This is a genomic window from Acinetobacter sp. 161(2023) (assembly GCF_037027805.1).
GTDB lineage: Bacteria > Pseudomonadota > Gammaproteobacteria > Pseudomonadales > Moraxellaceae > Acinetobacter.
The window spans coordinates 159,509-181,576 of record NZ_JAZEYD010000005.1; the positions used below are offsets into that span (position 1 = coordinate 159,509).

15 protein-coding genes are annotated in these 22,068 nt (G+C 41.0%); 1 reads left to right on the plus strand and 14 read right to left on the minus strand.

Annotated elements, in window-relative coordinates; genetic code table 11:
- Positions 1-127: 127 nt before the first annotated feature.
- The 10 genes from WA249_RS06440 to WA249_RS06485 form a co-directional block, all read right to left on the minus strand.
- On the minus strand, positions 128-1,549 hold the full coding sequence (locus WA249_RS06440; RefSeq protein ID WP_336167169.1) for a glutamate synthase subunit beta: 1,422 nt from the start codon (positions 1,547-1,549) through the stop codon (positions 128-130).
- A gap of 69 nt (positions 1,550-1,618) precedes the next feature.
- Complete coding sequence (gene gltB, locus WA249_RS06445; protein ID WP_336167170.1) at positions 1,619-6,094, minus strand: glutamate synthase large subunit; 4,476 nt, start codon at positions 6,092-6,094, stop codon at positions 1,619-1,621.
- Positions 6,095-6,555: 461 nt separating this feature from the next.
- Complete coding sequence (locus WA249_RS06450; RefSeq protein WP_336167173.1) at positions 6,556-7,437, minus strand: hypothetical protein; 882 nt, start codon at positions 7,435-7,437, stop codon at positions 6,556-6,558.
- Between the two features lie 16 nt (positions 7,438-7,453).
- On the minus strand, positions 7,454-8,536 hold the full coding sequence (aroB, locus tag WA249_RS06455) for a 3-dehydroquinate synthase (protein WP_336167175.1): 1,083 nt from the start codon (positions 8,534-8,536) through the stop codon (positions 7,454-7,456).
- A gap of 28 nt (positions 8,537-8,564) precedes the next feature.
- Positions 8,565-9,134: a shikimate kinase AroK gene (gene aroK, locus WA249_RS06460; RefSeq protein ID WP_004789808.1), complete on the minus strand. Its 570-nt coding sequence runs from the start codon at positions 9,132-9,134 to the stop codon at positions 8,565-8,567.
- An 11-nt stretch (positions 9,135-9,145) separates the two neighbouring features.
- Complete coding sequence (gene pilQ / locus WA249_RS06465; protein ID WP_336167177.1) at positions 9,146-11,311, minus strand: type IV pilus secretin PilQ family protein; 2,166 nt, start codon at positions 11,309-11,311, stop codon at positions 9,146-9,148.
- Between the two features lie 62 nt (positions 11,312-11,373).
- Complete coding sequence (locus WA249_RS06470; protein ID WP_336167179.1) at positions 11,374-11,901, minus strand: pilus assembly protein PilP; 528 nt, start codon at positions 11,899-11,901, stop codon at positions 11,374-11,376.
- Between the two features lie 10 nt (positions 11,902-11,911).
- Entirely contained in the window at positions 11,912-12,661 is a 750-nt protein-coding gene (locus tag WA249_RS06475) for a type 4a pilus biogenesis protein PilO (RefSeq protein WP_336167181.1), read from the minus strand.
- Positions 12,658-13,299 (minus strand): PilN domain-containing protein, encoded by a 642-nt coding sequence (locus WA249_RS06480; RefSeq protein ID WP_336167183.1) that lies wholly within the window; start codon positions 13,297-13,299, stop codon positions 12,658-12,660. The genes WA249_RS06475 and WA249_RS06480 overlap by 4 nt, the downstream gene beginning before the upstream one ends.
- The gene (locus WA249_RS06485) at positions 13,299-14,357 is read right to left on the minus strand and encodes a pilus assembly protein PilM (RefSeq protein ID WP_336167185.1); all 1,059 of its coding nucleotides are present in this window, start codon (positions 14,355-14,357) and stop codon (positions 13,299-13,301) included. Before WA249_RS06485 ends, WA249_RS06480 begins: the two co-directional genes overlap by 1 nt.
- A gap of 161 nt (positions 14,358-14,518) precedes the next feature.
- Here WA249_RS06485 and ponA point away from each other — a divergent pair, with 161 nt between their 5' ends.
- A complete protein-coding gene (ponA, locus tag WA249_RS06490) occupies positions 14,519-17,077 on the plus strand; it encodes a penicillin-binding protein PBP1a (RefSeq protein ID WP_336167187.1) in 2,559 nt (852 codons plus the stop codon).
- 91 nt (positions 17,078-17,168) lie between these two features.
- Here ponA and WA249_RS06495 read toward each other — a convergent pair whose 3' ends face one another.
- Genes WA249_RS06495 through WA249_RS06510 form a run of 4 tightly spaced genes read right to left on the minus strand, consistent with a single transcriptional unit; the run spans position 17,169 to position 22,067 of the window.
- Complete coding sequence (locus WA249_RS06495) at positions 17,169-17,987, minus strand: putative RNA methyltransferase (RefSeq protein ID WP_336167189.1); 819 nt, start codon at positions 17,985-17,987, stop codon at positions 17,169-17,171.
- A gap of 52 nt (positions 17,988-18,039) precedes the next feature.
- Positions 18,040-19,158, minus strand: a complete 1,119-nt coding sequence (mraY, locus tag WA249_RS06500) for a phospho-N-acetylmuramoyl-pentapeptide-transferase (RefSeq protein ID WP_336167191.1) — start codon at positions 19,156-19,158, stop codon at positions 18,040-18,042.
- Positions 19,159-20,559 (minus strand): UDP-N-acetylmuramoyl-tripeptide--D-alanyl-D-alanine ligase, encoded by a 1,401-nt coding sequence (locus WA249_RS06505; protein ID WP_336167193.1) that lies wholly within the window; start codon positions 20,557-20,559, stop codon positions 19,159-19,161. It lies immediately after the preceding gene.
- Between the two features lie 8 nt (positions 20,560-20,567).
- A complete protein-coding gene (locus WA249_RS06510) occupies positions 20,568-22,067 on the minus strand; it encodes a UDP-N-acetylmuramoyl-L-alanyl-D-glutamate--2,6-diaminopimelate ligase (protein ID WP_336167195.1) in 1,500 nt (499 codons plus the stop codon).
- Between the last annotated feature and the right edge of the window lies 1 nt (position 22,068).

The window sequence follows — 22,068 nt, forward strand, 5'->3', positions numbered from 1 at the left end:
GCTTAAAAAGCTAAAAAGGGCAAAAAAGCTTATTATATTTGCCAAAAACATCAAAGTGACTAATGGTAGGCAATAAAAAAAGCCTACTTGAAGTAGGCTTTTTTGAGTGTTTTAACACATTAATTTATTAAACACCAAGGTAATCCAAAATGCCTTCAGCAGCTTGACGGCCTTCCCAAATCGCAGTCACGACAAGGTCTGAACCACGCACCATATCACCACCCGCAAAGATTTTCGGGTTTGATGTCTGGAATTTGAATTCTTGCTTTTCAACCGCGACAACACGGCCCGAACCATCAAGATTAATATTCGCGTTACCAAACCAGTCAGCTGGACTTGGGCGGAAACCGAATGCAAGTAGAACAGCATCGGCTGGTAATACTTCTTCAGAACCCGGAACTGGTTCAGGGCTACGACGGCCACGACTATCTGGTGCACCCATTTGTGTGGTTACAACTTTTACGCCTGTCACTTTGCCATTTTCACCAACGATTTCGATCGGTTGACGATTGAATAGGAATTTTACACCCTCTTCATAGGCATTTTTTACTTCACGTGCAGAACCTGGCATGTTGCTTTCATCACGGCGGTATGCACATGTTACATCATGAGCGCCTTGACGTAATGAAGTACGGTTACAGTCCATCGCAGTGTCGCCACCACCAAGTACAATCACTTTTTTACCATCTAAGCTGATGTATTCACTTGGGTCTTTTTCCCAACCTTGGCAACGGTTCACGTTAGAGATGAGGAAATCAAGAGCATCATAAACGCCATTAAGATCTTCACCTGGGAAACCACCCTTCATGTAGGTATAAGTTCCCATACCCATGAACACCGCATCATATTCTGCAAGTAATTCATCGATGGTTACATCTGTACCAATTTCAGTATTTAAACGGAATTCGATGCCCATACCTGTGAAAATTTCACGGCGGCGTTTCATCACATCTTTTTCCATTTTAAATTCTGGAATACCAAATGTAAGTAAGCCACCAATTTCAGGGCGTTTGTCGAATACAACGGGTTTAACACCACCGCGAGCTAGGATATCTGCACAACCTAAACCAGCTGGACCAGCACCAATAATTGCAACTTTTTTGTCAGTCCATTTTACGCCTGACATATCTGGACGCCAGCCCAAAGCAAAGGCTGTATCATTGATATATTTTTCAGCATTACCAATGGTTACTGCACCAAAACCATCATTTAAGGTACAAGCACCTTCACATAAACGGTCTTGTGGACATACGCGACCACATACCTCAGGTAATGTGTTGGTTTGATGGCAAAGCTCAGCAGCTTGGAAAATTTGGCCTTCAGCGATGAGTTTTAACCAGTTTGGAATGTAGTTATGTACAGGACATTTCCATTCGCAATATGGGTTACCACAACCTAAACAACGGTGAGTCTGATTAGCAACAGTTTCCGATGTAAAAGGTTTATAAATTTCCACAAATTCTGCTTTGCGGACAGTAATATCTTTTTTCTCTGGATCTTGTCGTGCTACATCCAGAAATTGAAAGTCATTATTTAGGCGTTCTGCCATGTCTCTCTCCGTGGGTAGGCGCGGTTTTCACTGTTGCCCGCACCTGCCTATGTCGTTGCAGTCGTGGAATTATTGTGGATCAGCTTGTGTTGTTTTCAAAAGCGTTAGCAAATTAGCAGCCTTTGGTTTCACAAGCCAGAATTTACGGCTGTAGAAATCGAACTCATTGCGGATTTTATAAGCCCAAGCACTACCTGTTTCTTTAATATGCTCATCGATAATACGCAACAAGAACTCTTTATGATCTTCCATAGATTCTGTTGAAATACGATTTAAATCAATCAATTCGTGGTTGTAGTAATCTACGAAATCATTATCAAGGTCAAGTACATAAGCAAAACCACCAGTCATGCCCGCACCAAAGTTATGGCCTACTTTACCAAGTACAGTCACAACACCACCTGTCATATATTCACAGCAGTGATCGCCAGCACCTTCAATTACAGCGAATGCACCAGAGTTACGAACTGCAAAACGCTCACCCGCTGTACCCGCTGCAAAAAGCTTCCCGCCAGTTGCACCATACAAACAGGTATTACCAATAATTGCTGTGTTTTGAGTTTGGAAAGGTGAACCTTTTGGTGGGAAAATTGAGATACGACCACCTGCCATACCTTTACCCACATAGTCGTTGGCATCACCTTCAAGACGGATATGTAAACCACCCGCGTTCCATACACCAAGTGACTGACCCGCTGTACCCGTTAAGTTCATCACAACTGGATGCACTTCCATGCCTAAGTTGCCATAGCGACGAGCAATTTCACCTGACACACGAGCACCAATCGAGCGGTCACAGTTCACAACAGTAAAGTTGTACTGACCACCTGCACTTGATTCAATTGCAGGAAGCATTTCAGCAACCATTTTCTCAGCTAACACACCTTTATCAAATGGCGCATTTCCTTGTACTTCACAATACTGCGCTTTACCGTCAGCAGATGGATGAGACGTTAACAATGCACTTAAATCAAGATGAGCATGTTTTTCAGTTTCACCTGGTAATACTTCGAGTAAATCAACACGACCGATTAAGTCTTTCAATGAAGACACACCTAATGCTGCCAACCATTCACGCGTTTCTTCCGCAATGAAGTGGAAGAAATTGATGAGCATTTCTGGTTCGCCAATATAGTGCTCTTGGCGCAAGTGATCTTGTTGAGTTGCAACACCAGTTGCACAGTTGTTTAAGTGGCAAATACGTAGGTATTTACAGCCTAACGCAATCATTGGTGTTGAACCGAAACCAAAGCTCTCAGCACCTAAAATTGCAGCCTTGATCACATCAAGACCAGTTTTTAAACCACCATCAGTTTGTACGCGTACTTTGCCACGTAAGTCATTAACGCGAAGTGCTTGATGCGCCTCACTTAGACCTAATTCCCATGGAGAACCCGCATGGTGAATTGATGAAAGTGGAGATGCAGCAGTACCGCCGTCATAACCAGAAATGGTAATGAAGTCTGCATATGCCTTGGCAACACCAGCAGCAATTGTTCCTACACCCGGCTCAGATACCAGTTTTACCGAAACCATTGCTTGTGGGTTAACTTGTTTCAAGTCAAAAATTAACTGAGACAAATCTTCAATTGAGTAAATATCGTGGTGCGGTGGAGGTGAAATCAGTGTTACACCCGGCACTGAGTAACGTAAACGTGCAATTAAACCATTTACTTTACCGCCCGGTAACTGACCGCCTTCACCCGGTTTTGCACCTTGAGCAACTTTTATTTGCAATACTTCAGCAGAAGTCAGGTATGCAGGAGTTACACCAAAGCGACCAGATGCGATCTGTTTGATTTTCGAGTTACGAATTGTGCCGTAGCGAACAGGATCTTCGCCGCCTTCACCAGAGTTTGAACGACCACCAATTGTATTCATCGCAATTGCAATCGCTTCATGCGCTTCTGGAGAAAGAGCACCCAAAGACATCCCTGCAGAGTCAAAACGAGGCAAGATATCTTTAACTGATTCAACTTGCTCAACTGGAATCGGATTCGTTGTTTTTAACTTAAATAAGTCACGAATAGTCGCTACTGGACGGTTATTCACCAGCTCAGCATATTCTTTAAAGTGTTCGTATTTACCAGAGCGAACTGCTTTGTGTAATGAGTTAATCACATCTGGGTTGAACGCGTGATATTCTTTATCAAATACGAATTTAAGCAGACCACCTTGATCAATTGGTTTACGATTTGACCATGCTGTAGCAGCTAATTTTTTCTGGTCTTTTTCAAGATCAGCAAATGTTGCACCCTGAATACGACTTGGAACACCTAAGAAACACTGGTCTACAACTTCAGACGATAAACCCACTGCTTCAAAAAGCTGACCACCACGATACGAAGCAACGGTAGAGATACCCATTTTTGAAAGAACTTTTAATAAGCCTTTCTCAATACCTTTACGGAAGTTGGCTTGAGCATGGATTGGATCACCTAAAAGCTCACCTTTAGCAATTAAATCATTAATCACATCATATGCAAGGTATGGGTAAACTGCTGTTGCACCGAAACCAAGTAATACCGCAAATTGGTGCGGATCACGTGCAAAACCAGTTTCAACCAAGATGTTCGCATCAGTACGTAAACCAGTTTTAATAAGGTAATGGTGTACTGCACCTGTTGCAAGCGCTGCGTTTGCAGGCAAGAAACCTTGGCGAATATTTTTATCAGTTAAAACAATTAAAGTTTTACCATCACGAACTGCTTGAGCCGCTTCTTCACAAATACGTGTAATCGCAGCTTGCAAACCTTCTTCTTCAGCATAGTTCAGATTGATATCAACAGACTCATAGCCTGCACGATCAATACTACGGATTTGCTGTATTTTTGAGTTAGACAGAACAGGGCTCGAAATAATGATTCGATCTGCGTGCTCTGGACCTTGCTCAAATACATTCTGCTCACGGCCTAAACAGGTTTCGAGCGACATTACAATCGATTCACGTAATGGATCAATTGGAGGGTTAGTCACCTGTGCAAATTGTTGACGGAAATAATCAGTCACATGTCGTACTTGACGAGACAATACAGCCATTGGCGTATCATCACCCATAGAACCTACAGCTTCTTGACCACTTTCAGCAATTGGTCGCAACAACTGGTCACGCTCTTCAAATGTCACCATAAACATTTTTTGAGCTGCTTTTAAAGCATCACCAGTTAAGCCCTTATCAACTAATTGTTCTTCAAGTTCAGGGTTAGCATTTAAGCGAATTGCATGGTCACGCAACCATTCACGATACGGACGCATGTTTTTAAGATGTGTATTTACATCTTTTGTATCAAGTACTTTGCCCGTTAAAGTATCAACTACCAAAATTTGGCCTGGTCCAACACGACCTTTAGAAACCACATCTTCAGGCTCATAACCCCAAACACCAATTTCAGATGCTAAGGTAATGTAATCATTTTTGGTAACGACCCAACGTGCAGGACGCAAACCATTACGGTCAAGCATACAGATGGCATGACGACCATCTTGAATAACCAAGCCCGCAGGACCATCCCAAGCTTCCATGTGCTTAGAGTTAAACTCATAGAATGCACGTAAGTCTGCATCTAAAGTTTCAACGTTCTGCCAAGCTGGTGGCACGAGCATACGCAATGCACGGAATAAATCCATACCGCCACCGACCAAGATTTCAAGCATGTTATCTAAACTTGAAGAGTCTGAACCTGTACGGTTCACGATTGGATTAAGATCAGTTAAGCCCGGCAACAATGGATTTTCAAATTTAGGCGTACGCGCCAATGCCCAGTTACGGTTTGCTGTAATAGTGTTAATTTCACCGTTATGCGCAAGGTAACGGAAAGGCTGAGCAAGAGGCCAACGCGGTAAAGTGTTGGTCGAGAAACGTTGGTGGAATACCACAATATGAGATTTTAAACGCTCATCTGCTAAATCTGTATAGAACTCAGCAATCGCAGCCGGCATCATCAAGCCTTTATAGCTGATTACTGTCGAACAAAGCGTGTTCACATAGAATGACGGATCATTTAGTAATTGTTGTTCTGCACGGCGACGTGCCAAAAATAGTTTACGGTTAAACTCAACCTCTGTTACACCCATTGGACAGTTCACAATGACTTGTTCAAAAGCAGGTAAAGATTGAAGTGCAATTTCACCTAGTGCATCGTTATTTGTAGGGACAATACGCCAAGCCAGTACGCGTAAGCCATCAGCCTCAATTTCTTTAGTTAAAATATTTTTAGAGTGCTGCGCTAATGCCGGATCAACATTTAAAAATACAGTACCGACAGCAAAAACTTCACTCAGTGTAATATCACTCAGTTTTTTTGCTTCATCACGAAAAAATTGCTTTGGCATCGCCAATAATAAGCCGCAACCATCTCCCGTCTTGCCATCTGCGGCAATACCACCACGGTGCGTCATGCAACTTAAACTGTGAATTGCGGTTTCTACAAGATGATGACTTGATTCACCCTTCATATGGGCAATCAGTCCAAAACCACAGTTATCCTTAAACTCATCAGGTTGATATAAACCTTGAGCGGGAGCTACAGTATTAGGCGATGGCATGTGCATAGCGTACCCTTCTTTCAATAAGGCTCTTTCGAGCGTCAAACAAACAACTTCTTTCTGCGATATTGCCTACGGACGATAGTTAGCTCAATGTTTCGCAAAAAAAAATTTTGGGCTGATAAGCCAATATACGCTGTTCCATTTTTACGTACACTGGTTTTTGCTAGAAAAATGTTTTGACTTATTTCGCACTCTTTTAAAGCAGCTCGACCCCACGACTCTGCCTAGACTTCACTCTTTAGAGCGCCAAAATAGTTAGCAGTACATTAATAAGCACAAGAATAAAGCAAAAATTATGCCAATATAATTTTTGACACTTAAGTGTTTATATTTATTAAAAATAGATATGTTTTATTCAGGCTATCATTTTAATAAATGACCAAATATGCACCACACTTGATCAAAAAGTATATGTAACTTTTATTATTGCACTATATTTGTGCAAATTATTCTTATTGTTAGTTCCCTTTTGTGCCCTCATTTGTTGCATTTTTTGGAGGAGCTTCAGTTGCACGATTTTGTTGAGTCTTTTTAGCAGTATCAGCAGCAGAATTAGATTGGTGTACATCCACAACATTTCCCTCTGCATCTCGACGAATAATTGTTGTCCGAGTTGTAGAATTTGCTGCTGGAGCAGCCGCTTTAGGTTGCGTACTTAAATCCCCATTCACACCTGCACCCATGAGCAAAGACTCATCAATTTTAGGCAAGGCAGCTGGACGTAAACGCACTTCATAAGTTTGGCTAATCCCACCTTTCATTTCATCTGCACCCAAGTCATTAACTAAGGATACATAAGTTGAAAATTGTTGAGGTTGTGGCTTAATTGATTCAGGTAAATCAAGATTGAGTTGTGTTAACTGCTGAATTGCATCTTCAGAACGTTTAAATACACCATATGTCAAAACATATTGTTCAGATTGCTTATCTCCACTTAATCTGAAGTAGATGAATTTATTTCGATCTGAACGATTCTTTAAAAAGTTTTTAATAATATCTTCATCAGATGCACGGAACAGTTCGAGCGTCCATTGTTTCTTATTTTCGTTAATAAATTTTGTACCGCGGAACTCTGCCTCATGCTGACCAGATACGACAGTCCGAGTCGTTAAATCAAGAGGCCTAACTTCATCAGCTAAAGCCCCTAAGTTAGCCGTTGTTGCCACTTTTTCTGGCTGAATTTGCACTGGTGTTTCTGAATCGGCTGATTTTTCAACTTCGACAAGCTGCTTACTATCCGTCATTATCCAGAAAAGAAAAGCCAGAAACAAGCAGACGATACCACCCACCAACCAGATATATTGCTGAACATTCTGCCAAAGTGTACGTGATACAGTCATGTGTTACCTTAATTTATTATCCGTGTTGATTTGCCAAAATAGCTTGTTTCATGAGTTCAACATCAAAGTCTTTAGTAATTACCGCTTTTCCAAGTTGCTTTAACAGCACTAAGCGTAATTGACCATTGAGGACTTTTTTATCATGTGCCATATATCCAAGGAATTCATCCAATGGAATTTTTGGACATGATATCGGCAAATTAGCGCGTTGAATAATTTTTTTTGTACGCTCTACATCATCGCTTGAAATCCAGCCTAAACGCTGTGATAAATCAGCTGCCATGACCATGCCGGTAGCTACTGCTTCGCCATGCAACCAAGTACCATAACCAAGGTAAGATTCAATAGCATGACCAAACGTATGACCCAGGTTGAGTAAAGCTCTCTCACCTTGCTCTTTTTCATCATTTGCAACAATACGAGCTTTATGAGCACATGAACGATAAACAGCTTCTGCTAAAAGATCAGCATCGCGCCCAACCAACCCATCCATATTCTGCTCTAACCACACTAGAAAATCAGCATCACCTAACAAGGCATATTTAATAACTTCTGATAATCCAGCAGACAACTCTCGATCTGGTAAAGTATTGAGTTGAGCCATATCAGCCAAAACAACTTGAGGTTGCTGAAATGCACCAAGCATGTTTTTACCCAGTGGGTGATTAATTCCCGTTTTACCGCCTACACTTGAATCTACCTGTGAAAGAAGTGTGGTAGGAACCTGAATAAAATATACACCACGTTGAAAACATGCTGATGCAAAGCCAGCCATATCACCAATCACACCGCCACCTAAGGCTAGAACCGTACAATCTCGGTTAAAACCAGCTTCAAGTAATGCATCAAAAATTAAATTTAAATGTTGAATATCTTTATATTTTTCACCATCGGGCAAAATACAAGTAGCTATCGTTTTACCCAAACTTTTTAACGCTTCTTGATAGTGATCTAAATATAAAGGAGCGACTGTTTCGTTACTCACGATCATGACCTGTTGACCATGAATATAAGGCTCAAGCAACTGTTTAGGATCAAGTTGACTGCCAATAAAAATAGGGTAACGACGTTCGCCTAATTCAACATGTAACGTTTGCATGAGTTTATTAAACCACCAGTAAGTTTGGCTATTTTAGCGTGTTAGACAAAATAAGTTGCAAAATCTTTTGAGCAAGATCGCGTGCAGCACCCTGATTGGTTTCAATCGTGTAATGAGCAACTTCACGATATAAAGGATCACGTATTTTTAACAAATCTCGTAATTTTTGTTCAGGGTTTTCAACTTGTAGTAGAGGTCTGTTTTTATCGCGATAAGTTCGTTGTAATTGTAGTTCCACTGGAGTGTAAAGATAAACAACAATACCACGCTGCTTTAGGAACTCACGATTAGGTGCTTGAGTAATCGCACCTCCGCCTGTTGCTAAAACCAAAGCCTTGCGGGAAGTCAGCTCATTCAATACTATGGTTTCACGAGCACGAAATCCGAATTCCCCTTCTTTTTCAAAAATCCAAGGAATAGTAGCACCTGTTTTGCGTTCAATTTCATGATCACTATCTAAAAATTCACGCCCTAATATTTCGGCTAAATGACGTCCAACGGTTGTTTTTCCTGCCCCCATGGGCCCTACCAAATAAATATTTGGTAGGGTTTCAAACGCTTTGCTTGGCAAGGCGCCACCTATTTCAATTGCTTTCATTAAAAAATATATTAATGATTTCTCACCAAAGTGTCATTAACAATTCGTGGCGTAACGAAAATCAGTAACTCTTGTTTATCATCAGATTTCACATCTTTTCTGAATAAATGCCCAAGCACAGGAATATCACCAAAGAAAGGAACCTTAGTTTGTGAGTTAGTTGTCGTCTGCTCAAATACCCCTCCTAAAATGACTGTTTCACCGTTATTAACCAATACATTGGTGTTAATCTGATTTTTATTTAAAATTAACTCACCATTAGGGGCTTCGCCAGCAACAGAATCTTTTGAAATATCTAATTTCATTTGGATCTTACCATCAGGTGTAATACTTGGCGTCACGTTTAAGCTTAATAGCGCATCTTTAAAAGAAGTTGTGGCAGTTGAGCCAGCAGCAGAATTAGTCGTGGTTTGATAAGGAACCTGTTGACCTGTCGCAACTTTGGCAGGTTGTTTATCTGCTGTCATGACTTTAGGCGTCGAAATAACCTCACCATAACCATCGGCTTGTAATGCAGAAAGTTCAAGATCAAGCATAAAATCAGACATACTAATCAAACCAAAGGCAATACTTCCAGCCGGATTGCTTACCCCTAAATCGACATTTAAGTTATCTGGACGTTCAATCGTATATTTATAACCACCCGTTGTACTATCTTTTTCTGGCTGCCTTAAATTCCATAATGTTGTTTCACTACCTCCAACCAACAAATTTTTATTATTGGTAATGCCTTGAGATAGTATCCCCCATTTAACGCCAAGCTCTTTGGTGAAAGATGTAGAGGCTCTGACAATGCGTGCCTCAACCATGACCTGCTTAACTTGCACATCCAGTAAATCAACCATTTTACGAATTTGGTCAATCGATTGAGCTGTATCATTAATAATTAGAGTATTAGTTCGATCATCTTGAGTAATCGTGCCTCGCGGGCTAAGTAAACTACCCACATTATTGCCTAGGCTATCAACTCCGGTATTTAAATTGGTTGAAGTTGAAGTACCTCCACCTGAAGTACGCTGTAAACCATTACTATTATTTGAGCCTTGTGTAATCAAGCCCATAATATCGCCAGCTTTAGCATATTTAAGTTGAATATACTCAGTTTGCAATGGCGCTAACTTGACACTCTGCGCGACAGCTTTTGCTTCTTCTTCTTCAGCCTTGATTAACTCTGTAACAGGAGCAATCCAAATGACATTACCATTTCTACGTTTATCAAGATTTTTTGTCTTTAAAATAATATCAAGAGCCTGATCCCACGGAACATCTTTCAAGCGCAAAGTAATATTACCCTGAACACTATCGGCAGCCACCATATTAATGCCAGTAAAATCGGCAAGTAACTGCAGAACTCTACGAACTTCAATATCTTGGAAATCAAGAGAAAGCTTATTACCAGAATAATTAGGCGTCTTATATAAAGAGGTTACATTTTTGTCCTGAGGACGTTTTAAGCTAATGGTGAGTTTATTTTCCGCCTGATAAGCCATATATTCATAGCTACCAGTGGATTGGATCGTAATAACACCATTACCTTTTTCATTATAAGATTCGATGGTAGAAACAGGAGTCGCAAAATCATTCACATTTAAACGTTTAGCTAAATGTGTAGGAATTTTAGAACCCAGAGTTCTCACTACAACCTTGCTGCCTTGTTGTTGCACATCAACTGGGGTATTACTTCCCAATAAGTCGATGACAATAAGCCCTTCACCTTGGCCTCCACGCTGAAAGCCAATATTTGAAACCCCCTGGGGTTGAATCGTACTTGTTGGTAAAGGTTTAATAGCCGCTTGAGCTGAATTAATCTTTAAAATAAAAGTATTGCCTTCAATGCGCGTTGTAAACGCACCAGCCTCTTTTAAATTTACAGTTAAACGTGAGCGCTGATCGTCAGAACTTACATCGACCGAGCTCGCTTCATTTGTACCAATTGCTACTTTTGACTGTGTTAAAGTCTGCTGAGCTTTATTAAAATCCAAAATCAAACGTGAAGGATTTTCAAGTTGATATGCCTGTGGTTGCGGTGGCAAACCATTAAACATCACTCTAATTTCTGTACCCTGACCTGCAATTTGTGTCGGTACAATATTGGTCATGCTGACCTGTGCAGAGGCAACCTGCATAAGTGCAATGGCTACAGCCCCCATAGAAAACTGACGGAATACGTGATTCATTCTCTGACCATCCCCAATTAAATAATCTTTAAAAATACTTTTTCTTTGTTATTCCCTAAACTTTAGGGTGTGGGCCCAATGAGCACTAAAGTTCTTGGTCTTTCCACATAGCCTTCGCGCCCATCAGGAACAATTTCTACCAGATCAATCTGGGTTGGACCAATATGGGTAATACGCCCTTGATTCATCCCAATATAGTTACCCACCTGTACTCGCTCAATTTGCTGATCAGGTGACTGGATAAGAGCCAGCACTTGCCCACGGTTGTTACGGATACTTCCTTTCATGTTTAAGGATTCTAATGCATAACTTTCTAAAGGCTGAGGTGCTCGTGAGAAGTTCGGATAGACTCGTTTTCCTGCCATAATTTTGAGCTCAGCAGCAAGTGAGCTTGGTAAAAATGGACTCTTTAGCTGATGAGCCGCATAATTAAATTGTGGCACAGGTGTGAAAATAGGGGCTGGGTCTATCGGCTGTGGTGGCTGGTTACGTATATTTGCCATTTGCTGATTTACAGCATCAATTCTCGAATCACATCCGACTAAAACTAAACATGCCAAAATAGAAAAAGAAATTTGCTTAAGTTTCATTGTAATGCTCCTATTTCGACTGTGTATTAGCAGTAGAGGAAACAGGTGCTACCGAAGCAGGAGCTTTTTTCTCTGGATGTTCAGCATTTTCTACGGCACCCATATAGCGATAGGTTTTAGCTTTAATAGAATAATTAAGTACAGGAATATCCGACTTACTATCTTTAACTGGTGCAGCTTCTACAACAAAGTCATGCATCGTCACAATACGTGGTAATGCCGCGATACTACTGACAAAAGCACCAAAAGCGTGATAATCGCCGGTTGCTTCCATCGTAATAGGCTGTTCAATAAAAATTTCCTGCTTCACTTCATCTTCTAAACGGATATTTTTAAACTTCAGACCAGAATTCACCCCAGTTAAGTTAATATCTTCAACCAAGCTTGGAATTTCGGTTTCTTTTGGCAATTGCTCTAACTGTTGATTAAAGTTTGCTTGCATATCTTGAAGTTGAAGCTGATATTGCTGCAAGTTACGTAATTTTGAATCTTTTTCTCGAAATTCATTCAACAAATTACTTTCTTGCGCCTGTGCATTATCAATTGCTTGTAGCTTTGGCTGAATAACAAGAAAATATCCCAAAGCCAACACAGCAAAGAAAATAAAAATCCAACACGTAATTTTCACAGATAATGGCCAGCTACCATAACTGTTCATATCTAGTGTGTTAAATTGCTGAAGAAACCTGTCTAAAGTGATCTTTTTTTTCTTAGATGGAGTTTGTTCTAACGACAACTCATGAAGTTCATCTGGACTCATTTAACCGCCCCCTTATTCGCACTTACAGACGTCTTGGCGGTATCATCTGTTGTAGTCACCCCCGCTTCGCCCAAATCAACAGTCACCACAAAACTGCCATAGCTATCTTCCACTCTAGGAAGCAGCGAACTCGCAGCCTTATCTTTTTTCTCTTCAGACGCTAAAAAAGAGTTCATAAAAGCATTGCGATACCATTGTGAGGCTTCTAGTTTACGTAATAACTCTGCAACCGTATTTGGACTTTCTGCTTTACCTTCAATGGTAAATTTATCGCCAGTTCGACTAAATTTAGTCAAATACATCGCTGTAGGAGTCACGCGAACCAATTCATCTACCAAACGCACGACAACTGGACGCTGGCTTTGCAAGCCCTGAATGAGTTTCATACGCTCGATAATTGCGTCACGCTGTTCTTGCAAACCATTTAAGGTTTTAAGCTGTTGATCTAAACTCTGGTTTGTACTGGTGACGAGTTGATTAGCTTGCTCTTGATCATTTAATTTTTGATTCAAATAAAACCACCCGGAAAATACAGTGGTGATTCCCAGAACAACTACCCCAAAACATAAAATAATAAATTGTTTTTTGCGCTGTTCCCTAAGCCCATCGCGCCAAGGAAGTAAATTAATTGTTGCCATTAATCAAAACTCCTTAAAGCCAAGCCACATGCCACCATTAACGAAGAAGCATCATTTTCAATTTTTTGAACGTCGACTTGAGGAGAAAAACCCATTTGTAAAAATGGATTGGCAATAGTGACTCGGTAACCAAGCTTTTGCTGCAACAATTTGGCAAGCCCAGGAATATTGGCATTCCCACCTGCTAGTAAAATATGGTCAATTTCATTGAATTGTGATGAAGAGAAGAAAAATTGTAGAGATCTAGCTGCTTGCTGCACGACAGCATCAAGAAATGGCTCTAAGATTTCGATGTCATAATCATCTGGTAAAGAGCGCTCTTTTTTAGCCCGTCCCGCTTCTTCTAAAGACAAACCATAACGACTTTGGATTTCCAAACTAAGCTGTTTGCCACCAAAGACTTGTTCACGGGTATAAACAATTTTGCCATTTTGCATAACCGATAATGTCGTCATGGTATGACCGATATCTAAAATACCAATGGTATTTGCACCCATTGGCAAGCTATCAGCAAATACACTAAAAGCACGCTCAACAGCATAACTTTCTACATCAGCAAGCTTAGGCGTTAAATCCACCAGTTCAAGCACTTCCACTCGTGTTTCAACATTTTCTGTTCTTGTTGCAACTAGAAGTACATTTACACGGTTTGGATTAGGTAAGCGATCCGATAAAACCTCAAAATCGAGGCTCACTTCATCCAAAGGGAACGGTATATACTGCTCCGCATCTAATCGAATCTGAACCTCTCGCTCATCATCATTCATATCTGCATCCATTTCGATGGTTTTATGAATAACCGTCGATGTTGGAACAGCAATTGCAGCATTACTGGTTTGGGGATTTGCTAAATTCATCGCCCGCTCCAAAGCTTCTGCAACTGCCTCTGGATTCAAGATATTTTTTTCAACTACACTGTTCTCAGGTAAAGGCATCAAAGCATAGCTTTCCACCCAATACTTACCGTTCTTAACAGAGAGCTCCAACAACTTAACAGAAGTCGAACTAATATCGACCCCCATTAACCCCTTATTCGGTTTACGATATAACCTGAGCACACTATTGTCCTATTATTTTTTTATCCCCAAAAAAAATTACAAACCAATAATCTAGGTCTTTATTTTTACGCGGATACAATATCTCATCTAACAATCCGCATGTCTAAAGGCTATACTGACCACAATTAGTTTGTATTCGATCTTATTAAAGCTTACTTATCATGAAAAAGCTATCCAGTTTGGGCTTCGTGCGTCCAATTTTTTTGATCATTATTATTATCTTAGTCTCACTTCCGATGGGCTTTTATGGCATGTATCTCTATATCGCCCCATCGCTCCCTGAAATGAGTTCACTAAAAAAAGCTCCGCTTTTAAAACCACTACAGGTCTACACCTCCGACAATCAGCTGATTGCCGAGTATGGTGGTAAGCTTTCTATTCCAGTTGAATACAAACAAATTCCTCCTGCTTTTATTCATGCATTTTTAGCAGCAGAAGATTCTTCTTTCTTTGAACATAGCGGGATCAGTTTTAAGGGTTTAGGGCGCGCTTTAAGTGAAAGCGTCACTGGCTCTGATGTGCAAACTGGTGGTTCAACCATTACCATGCAGGTTGCCAAGAATTATTATTTGAGCCCAGAAAGAACATTAAAACGGAAAATAACCGAGATCTTTTTGGCTCGAAAAATTGAGCAAAATTTATCCAAAGAAGAAATTCTCAGTCTCTATGTGAATAAAATTTTCTTAGGGAAGAATGCCTACGGCATCGCCGCCGCCTCAAAAATTTATTACAACAAAAGTATTAATGAGCTAAGTATTGCTCAAATGGCAATGATCGCCGGCTTACCGAAAGCGCCATCTAAATACAACCCAGTAGTTAACCCTGAGCGTGCACTTGAACGTCGTAACTGGATTTTAGGCCGCATGTTACAGCTGGGTTATATCTCTCAAGCAGAATATCAAAAAGCTGTTGCAGAGCCGATCAATTTGAACATGCCCAATCGCGACCTAAATAATATTCACCCATATGCAGGTGAAATGGTTCGTTCAGAGCTTGTAAAACATTTTGGCGAACAAGCCATTGATTCTGGCTATAAAGTCTATACAACCATCAATGCTAAACGCCAAGCGATTGCAGAGAAATCTGTGCAAGATGGTCTTGAAGCTTATGATCGTCGTCATGGCTGGCGTGGTGCGGAAGCACACGATAAGCCCTTAAGTGAATTTAGAGCATATGCCAATACTTACCCTGCACAAGTCACCAAGGTAAATAGCAGCTCTTTTGAAGCACTCATGCAAGATGGCACAACGGTTACTGTACAGTGGTCAGGTATGTCATGGGCTCGCCCCTATCACAATGCGAATAGTGTAGGTGGTGCTCCTTCCCGTGCCTCTCAAATTGTTCAAGTTAAAGATATTGTACGCTTGCGTCCAAATGATGCTAAAACCGCATGGTCTTTAGTTCAAGTTCCAAAAGCTCAAGGTCAGCTCATTGCAATTAATCCAAATGATGGTTCAATTGAAGCAATTGTAGGTGGCTATAATTTCTATCAATCGAAATTTAACCGTGCTTTACAAGGATGGCGTCAACCTGGCTCTACCATCAAACCATTCCTCTATGCTTTAGCATTAGAACGTGGTATGACACCTTACAGCATGGTTAACGATAGTCCTATCACGATTGGCAAGTGGACGCCTAAGAACTCAGATGGTCGTTACCTAGGTATGATTCCATTACGTCGTGCTTTGTACTTATCGCGTAATACCGTATCAGTAAGACTTCTACAAACAGTAGGCATCGAACGTACTCGCCAATTATTTATGGATTTTGGTTTACAAGAAGATCAAATTCCACGTAACTACACTATTGCCTTAGGTACACCTCAAGTGTTACCAATTCAAATGGCAACTGGTTATGCCTCGTTCGCAAACGGTGGCTACCGTGTGCAACCACACTTTATTCAGCGTATTGAAGATGCATATGGCAAAGTAATTTACGAAGCTAAACCAGAATATGCATGCATTCCATGTATTAATGCTCCTGAGACAACTGAAGATGCACAGGCAACTACACTAGATGATCAAGTTATCGAAGTTACGAATAAAGAGCTAGAGCAGAAAGATAAAGCAGCCAAACAACTTAACCTTAAACAAACGGATAAGAACAATAGTCAATATCGTCAGGCACAGCGTATTTTAAAATCAAGCTCTGCTTATGATATGGCGAACATTTTACGTGATGTAATTGAGCATGGTACAGGTCGTGCTGCGCTTAAAATTGGCCGTAGTGATTTAGGTGGTAAAACAGGTACAACTAACGATGCAAAAGATGCATGGTTTGCAGGCTTTAATGGTAAGTTAGTTGCGATTACTTGGGTCGGTTTCGACCAACCTACTACACTGGGTCGCCGCGAGTATGGTGGTATTGCAGCATTGCCAATCTGGATTAACTTTATGGACCAATCCCTTAAAGGTACTCCAGCTGCTTGGGTTCGCTTAGAAAAAGATGCGCAAGCCCCTATTTCTCGTGACAAACAAGCAGCCATTACTGAAGTAGGCGATAAGAAAACCTATCGTGCAGCTCCACCATTAGCACGTCCACTCTATCGTCCAGCACCGCCGCAACCGAAAGTTAACGCAAATAATGACTTTGCCGATTTACCGGGTGAGGAAATTGTTATTCCATCAAAAGCTGCACCTCCTGCCATGAAACCTTCACAGGGAGCAGCACCGAAGCGTGAGAAAGATGAACTAGAAAATCTGATTAATCAGATTGAATAGCAAAAAAAAGCCATCATACGATGGCTTTTTTTTGCACTTTTAAAAACAGATCATCAGATGGCTTCTTTTTTTGCGCTTTTAAAATCTGCTGTTAGATAGCTTGTTTATTACGTTTCTGAAAGACATAAATTTGAAAAGATGCTGTTACCTCTAATTGCGATTGCTGCTCTAACTGCAAACGACGCTCAGGAGATGCTTTATAAGCATAAGGCGTCATAGCAATCAGATTTTTTAAAGCCTGTTGATCAAGCACAAAAGGGGCATTAATAATTTGCTCTTGTTTGAGCTCAAACAAATCTTGCAACTGCTCTACAAACTTCTCTGGTGTATGGGGGTTAACCTGCTCAAACAAAGCTTCACGCATTGCATATAAATGCTCAGATGCAGGAGTGACAACAATTAAATATCCATCATCTTTTAAAATACGTGCAATTTCTGCTTGTGGAATTGGGCTAAACAAACTGGTACATGCATCCATGCTTTGATCAAGCACAGGTAAAGTTGCACCAGTTCCTACAACCCAAGTCACCTCAGCATTGAGCTTTGCTGCGCGCTGTACCGCATTTTTTGCAATATCAACACCAACACATTGCTCAACCACTTGCTGCATGGCACTAGTGTAGTAGCCTTCACCACACCCAATATCAAGTACGGTTTTTACACCTAATTGTTTTAATAAGGCGACTACAGCATGTTGTAAAGGCTGATAATAACCACCTTGTAAAAAAGCTCTTCGTGCATCGACCGACTCTGGCGTATCCCCAGGGTTCTTACTATGTTTATGTTGCACAACATGTAAGTTCACATAACCTTGTTTAGCGGCATCATAACTATGCCCTCTTTCACAACGCCAAGTTTTATCCAGTAGATCTAAAGGCTGACGGCAAACAGGACACATCAATACGCTCATGTTTTTCTCTCAATAAAAAAGCCGGCAATGCCGGCTCTTGTGAAAACCTTTCTTAACGCAATTTTAAAGTCATTAGACCTAAAACTACTAATATAATTGTAATAATCCAAAAACGAATCACAACTTGGGTTTCTTTCCAGCCCTGCTTTTCATAGTGATGATGCAACGGCGCCATTAAGAACACGCGTTTATTACGCATCCGCAGCGAGCCAATTTGCAAGAAGACAGATACTGCCTCCATTACAAATACACCACCCATAATCGCAAATACGATTTCTTGGCGTACCATGACAGCAATTGTTCCAAGCATCGCACCTAAAGCCAAAGCACCTACATCACCCATAAAGATTTGAGCAGGGTGTGCGTTATACCAAAGAAATGCTAAACCTGCACCAATCATGGCAGAACAGATCACAACAAGCTCAGAGGTATATTTCACATATGGAATATGCAAATAGTTAGCAAAACGAATATCACCTGACAAGTAAGCAAATACGCCTAAGCCCGTAGCTACCATGACAACAGGCATAATGGCCAAACCATCTAAACCGTCAGTTAGGTTAACCGCGTTAGAAGCTCCATTAATGACCAGATAGGTAAATAGAATAAATGCCAAGCCTAAAGGAACGATAGAGAGTGGAATTGAAAGATTCTTAAAGAAAGGAATCAATAAATCCAGCATATTTGCTGTGTGCTCTGCATTAGATTGTTCAGTTGCAATTAAATATAACGCGATACCGGCACCAAGTGACGCAATAGAAGTCCAGAAGAATTTCTTACGAGCAGGTAAACCAGCATTGTCTTTATAGCGAATTTTAATCCAGTCATCTGCCCAGCCAACTGCACCGAACACGACCATTACACCAAGCACAATCCAGACATAAGGGTTCGATAAATCAGCCCAGAGTAAAGTACTAATACCAATTGAAAGCAGAATTAAAATCCCGCCCATCGTTGGTGTACCCATCTTTTTAGCATGATTCTCAGGAGCAAATGAACTTACTGCCTGACCGTACTTTAACGCTTGTAATTTACGAATCATGATCGGTCCAAGGACCAAACCAATGGTCAGTGAAGTTAATACACTGAGTAAAGAACGTAATGTTAAATAACGAACGACCTGAAACGAACTGTGATAGCCCGCAAGGTGTTCAAACAACCATAACAGCATTTAAAGTTTCTCCATCAAATCAGCCATCAACGTTTCCATATGAGTAAAGCGAGAACCTTTAAACAGGAAACTCATGGACTGTGGTTGATGTGTTTGGATTAGATTGATTAGAAATGGAAGCGCCTCAGCTTGTGTCTGAAATGCTTTCACTTTATTGGAATGAGAGTCTGCACCCTCGAAAACGGCTGATGCAAATTGCCCAACCGCAATAATATGATCTAAAGGAAGCTCGGCAAGATCACGGCCTAAATCATGATGCTCTTGCCAACTGCTATCTCCTAACTCACCAATATCACCCATGACCATCACTTTTACGCCTTGTTGCTGCAACAACACTTGTGCAGCAGCGCGCATTGAAGTCGGATTGGCATTATAAGTATCATCAATAAATAAGTAAGGTGACTTTTGAATAAAGTTAAGACGGCCTTTAGCTCCCTGAGCTTGCTCTAAGCCTTGGACAATATCTTCTAGTCCAATACCAATTGCTAAAGCAAAGGCTACAGCTGCGGTTGCATTTTGAACATTATGCTCGCCTGCAAAAGGGAGTCTAACAGCACTGACGCCTTGCGGCGTATGTAGCGTAAAATTTGTTGATTGAGGTAATAATTCAATATCTGTTGCATACACATCGCCATCTACACCAAATGTAGAAATACGATGCGCTTTTGCGGCGTCAAGAATCTCAGCAGTGAAATCATCTTGTTGCGGTACGATTGCAACGCCATTTGGTAAAATATGACGATAAATTTCCGATTTAGCTCGGCAAATACCTTCACGCCCGCCAAATTCACCCAAATGAGCGGTACCAATATTCAAAATGCCTGCAACATGGGGCTGAACAAGTTTTGATGTGTAATCAATCTCGCCTTGATGGCTTGCACCCAACTCCATCACCGCATATTGATGTTCCTTGCGAAGCTCTAGCAGCATCATCGGTACACCAAGGTCATTATTTAAATTACCACGGGTGATTAATGTTGGCGCTAAGCGCGACAATATACTTCCTAACATTTCTTTAGCTGTGGTTTTACCGCTACTGCCTGTTAAAGCAATCACTTTTAATTGGGTATTTTGCTCACGACGATAAGCTCCTAGTTGCCCCAAAGCCAAGCGAGTATCGGCCACAACCAATTGTGCAATTTCTACATCTAAAGGGCGGTCAACAATAGCGATTTGACAACCATTCGCTGCAACCTGAGCTACAAAGTCGTGCGCGTCAAAACGTTCACCCTTAAGTGCTAAAAAGGCGTCCCCAGTTTCCGCATGACGAGAGTCCGTCAAAATACGTTTAATTTCAGTTTGAGGGATTTGGTCTTTATGCCAATAGCCCTGCGTTGCCTGTTGTAATTGTTGAGCTGTCCACGGTTCCAAAGGCACGGTACTAGTGGTTGAAGTATGCATAAATAATCCTATTGTGCAGGGTAAGCAGCGTCTACAGTATGGTGCTGTGCAGAAATTGCTGATTGTACTTCGACAACATCATCAAACCAGTGACGCACACCATTAATTTCTTGATAGTTTTCATGACCTTTACCAGCAATAACCACAATATCACCAGCTTGAGCTTGCTCTGCAACAAATTTAATTGCTTCACGGCGGTCATGAATTTCATGCATACGGTGCCCTGAAAAATCGATTCCTTGCTTCATGTCAGCAAAAATTTGCTCAGGGTCTTCTGTTCTTGGATTATCTGAAGTCAAAATAACAGGATTTGCTCCATCCAAAGCTGCTTGAGTCATGAGTGGACGTTTACCACGATCGCGGTCCCCACCACATCCGAAAACGGCCCAAAGCTGATTAGATACATGTCGTTTTAAAGTTTTGAGTACTTGAATTAAAGCATCAGGTGTGTGCGCATAATCCACAACAAATAAACGCTCACCATCGCGAATGACCTGCATTCGTCCCGGCGCACCAATAAGCTTAGGAACAAAAGCGACTAAAGCTTCTAAATCAAAACCTGCTTGTTCAGCAGCAATAAGTGCTGCAATCAGATTTTCGACATTGAAATGCCCCAATAATGGACTTTGAACAGCAAAAGAACCTTGCGAGCTGACTAAATTAAAAGTCGCCCCTGCCAAACTGTAACTTAAGTCACTAATATAATAATCAGCAGTATTTTGGGTAAGTGAATACGTCAGAATCTTTGGCTGAGCAGGATTTTGTTTTGCTGCATTGATCATAAGAGCAGCATGCTCATCATCAAGATTAATAACAGCTACCTTTAAAGAATTAAAACGGAATAAGAGAGCTTTTGCTTCTGCGTAAGCCTCTAAAGTGCCGTGATAATCCAGATGATCACGACTCAAATTACTATAAACAGCAATTTCAATCGCACAACCATTTAAACGACCTTGCTCTAAACCATGTGAGCTTGCTTCCAAAGAAGCGAAAGTTGCACCTTGTTTAGCATAATCATGTAATGCATTTTGTAGTTGTAAAGCATCGAGCGTAGTATGAGTTGATGGTGTCAGATCAGGCAAAATACCATTACCTGTTGTTCCCATCACCGCACAGCGCTGTTGTTGTGAACTAATTAATTCAGCAACTAGACGCGAAATTGTTGTTTTCCCATTTGTGCCTGTTACTGCAACAATACGTGCTGGTGTAACAGGGTCAATATGTTGCAAATAACGCTCTTGCCATTCGCCCATACGCTGACGTACGTCAGGGCATACCCATTCATTTGCCACACCCAGCTCAGTTTCACTAATGATCGCAAGTGCACCATTTGCTAGCGCTGACTCAGCGAAAGCACGTGTTTTTTCAGGTTGGCTATAACTGGTCAAAGCAATAAAAATTTGGCCCGATTCAACCTTACGACTATCTAAACTAAAGCCATAAAAAGGTTGCTTAGACCAATGTGCATTAATCTCGACTGGATTAATTTCTTGAAAAGAAACAGACATA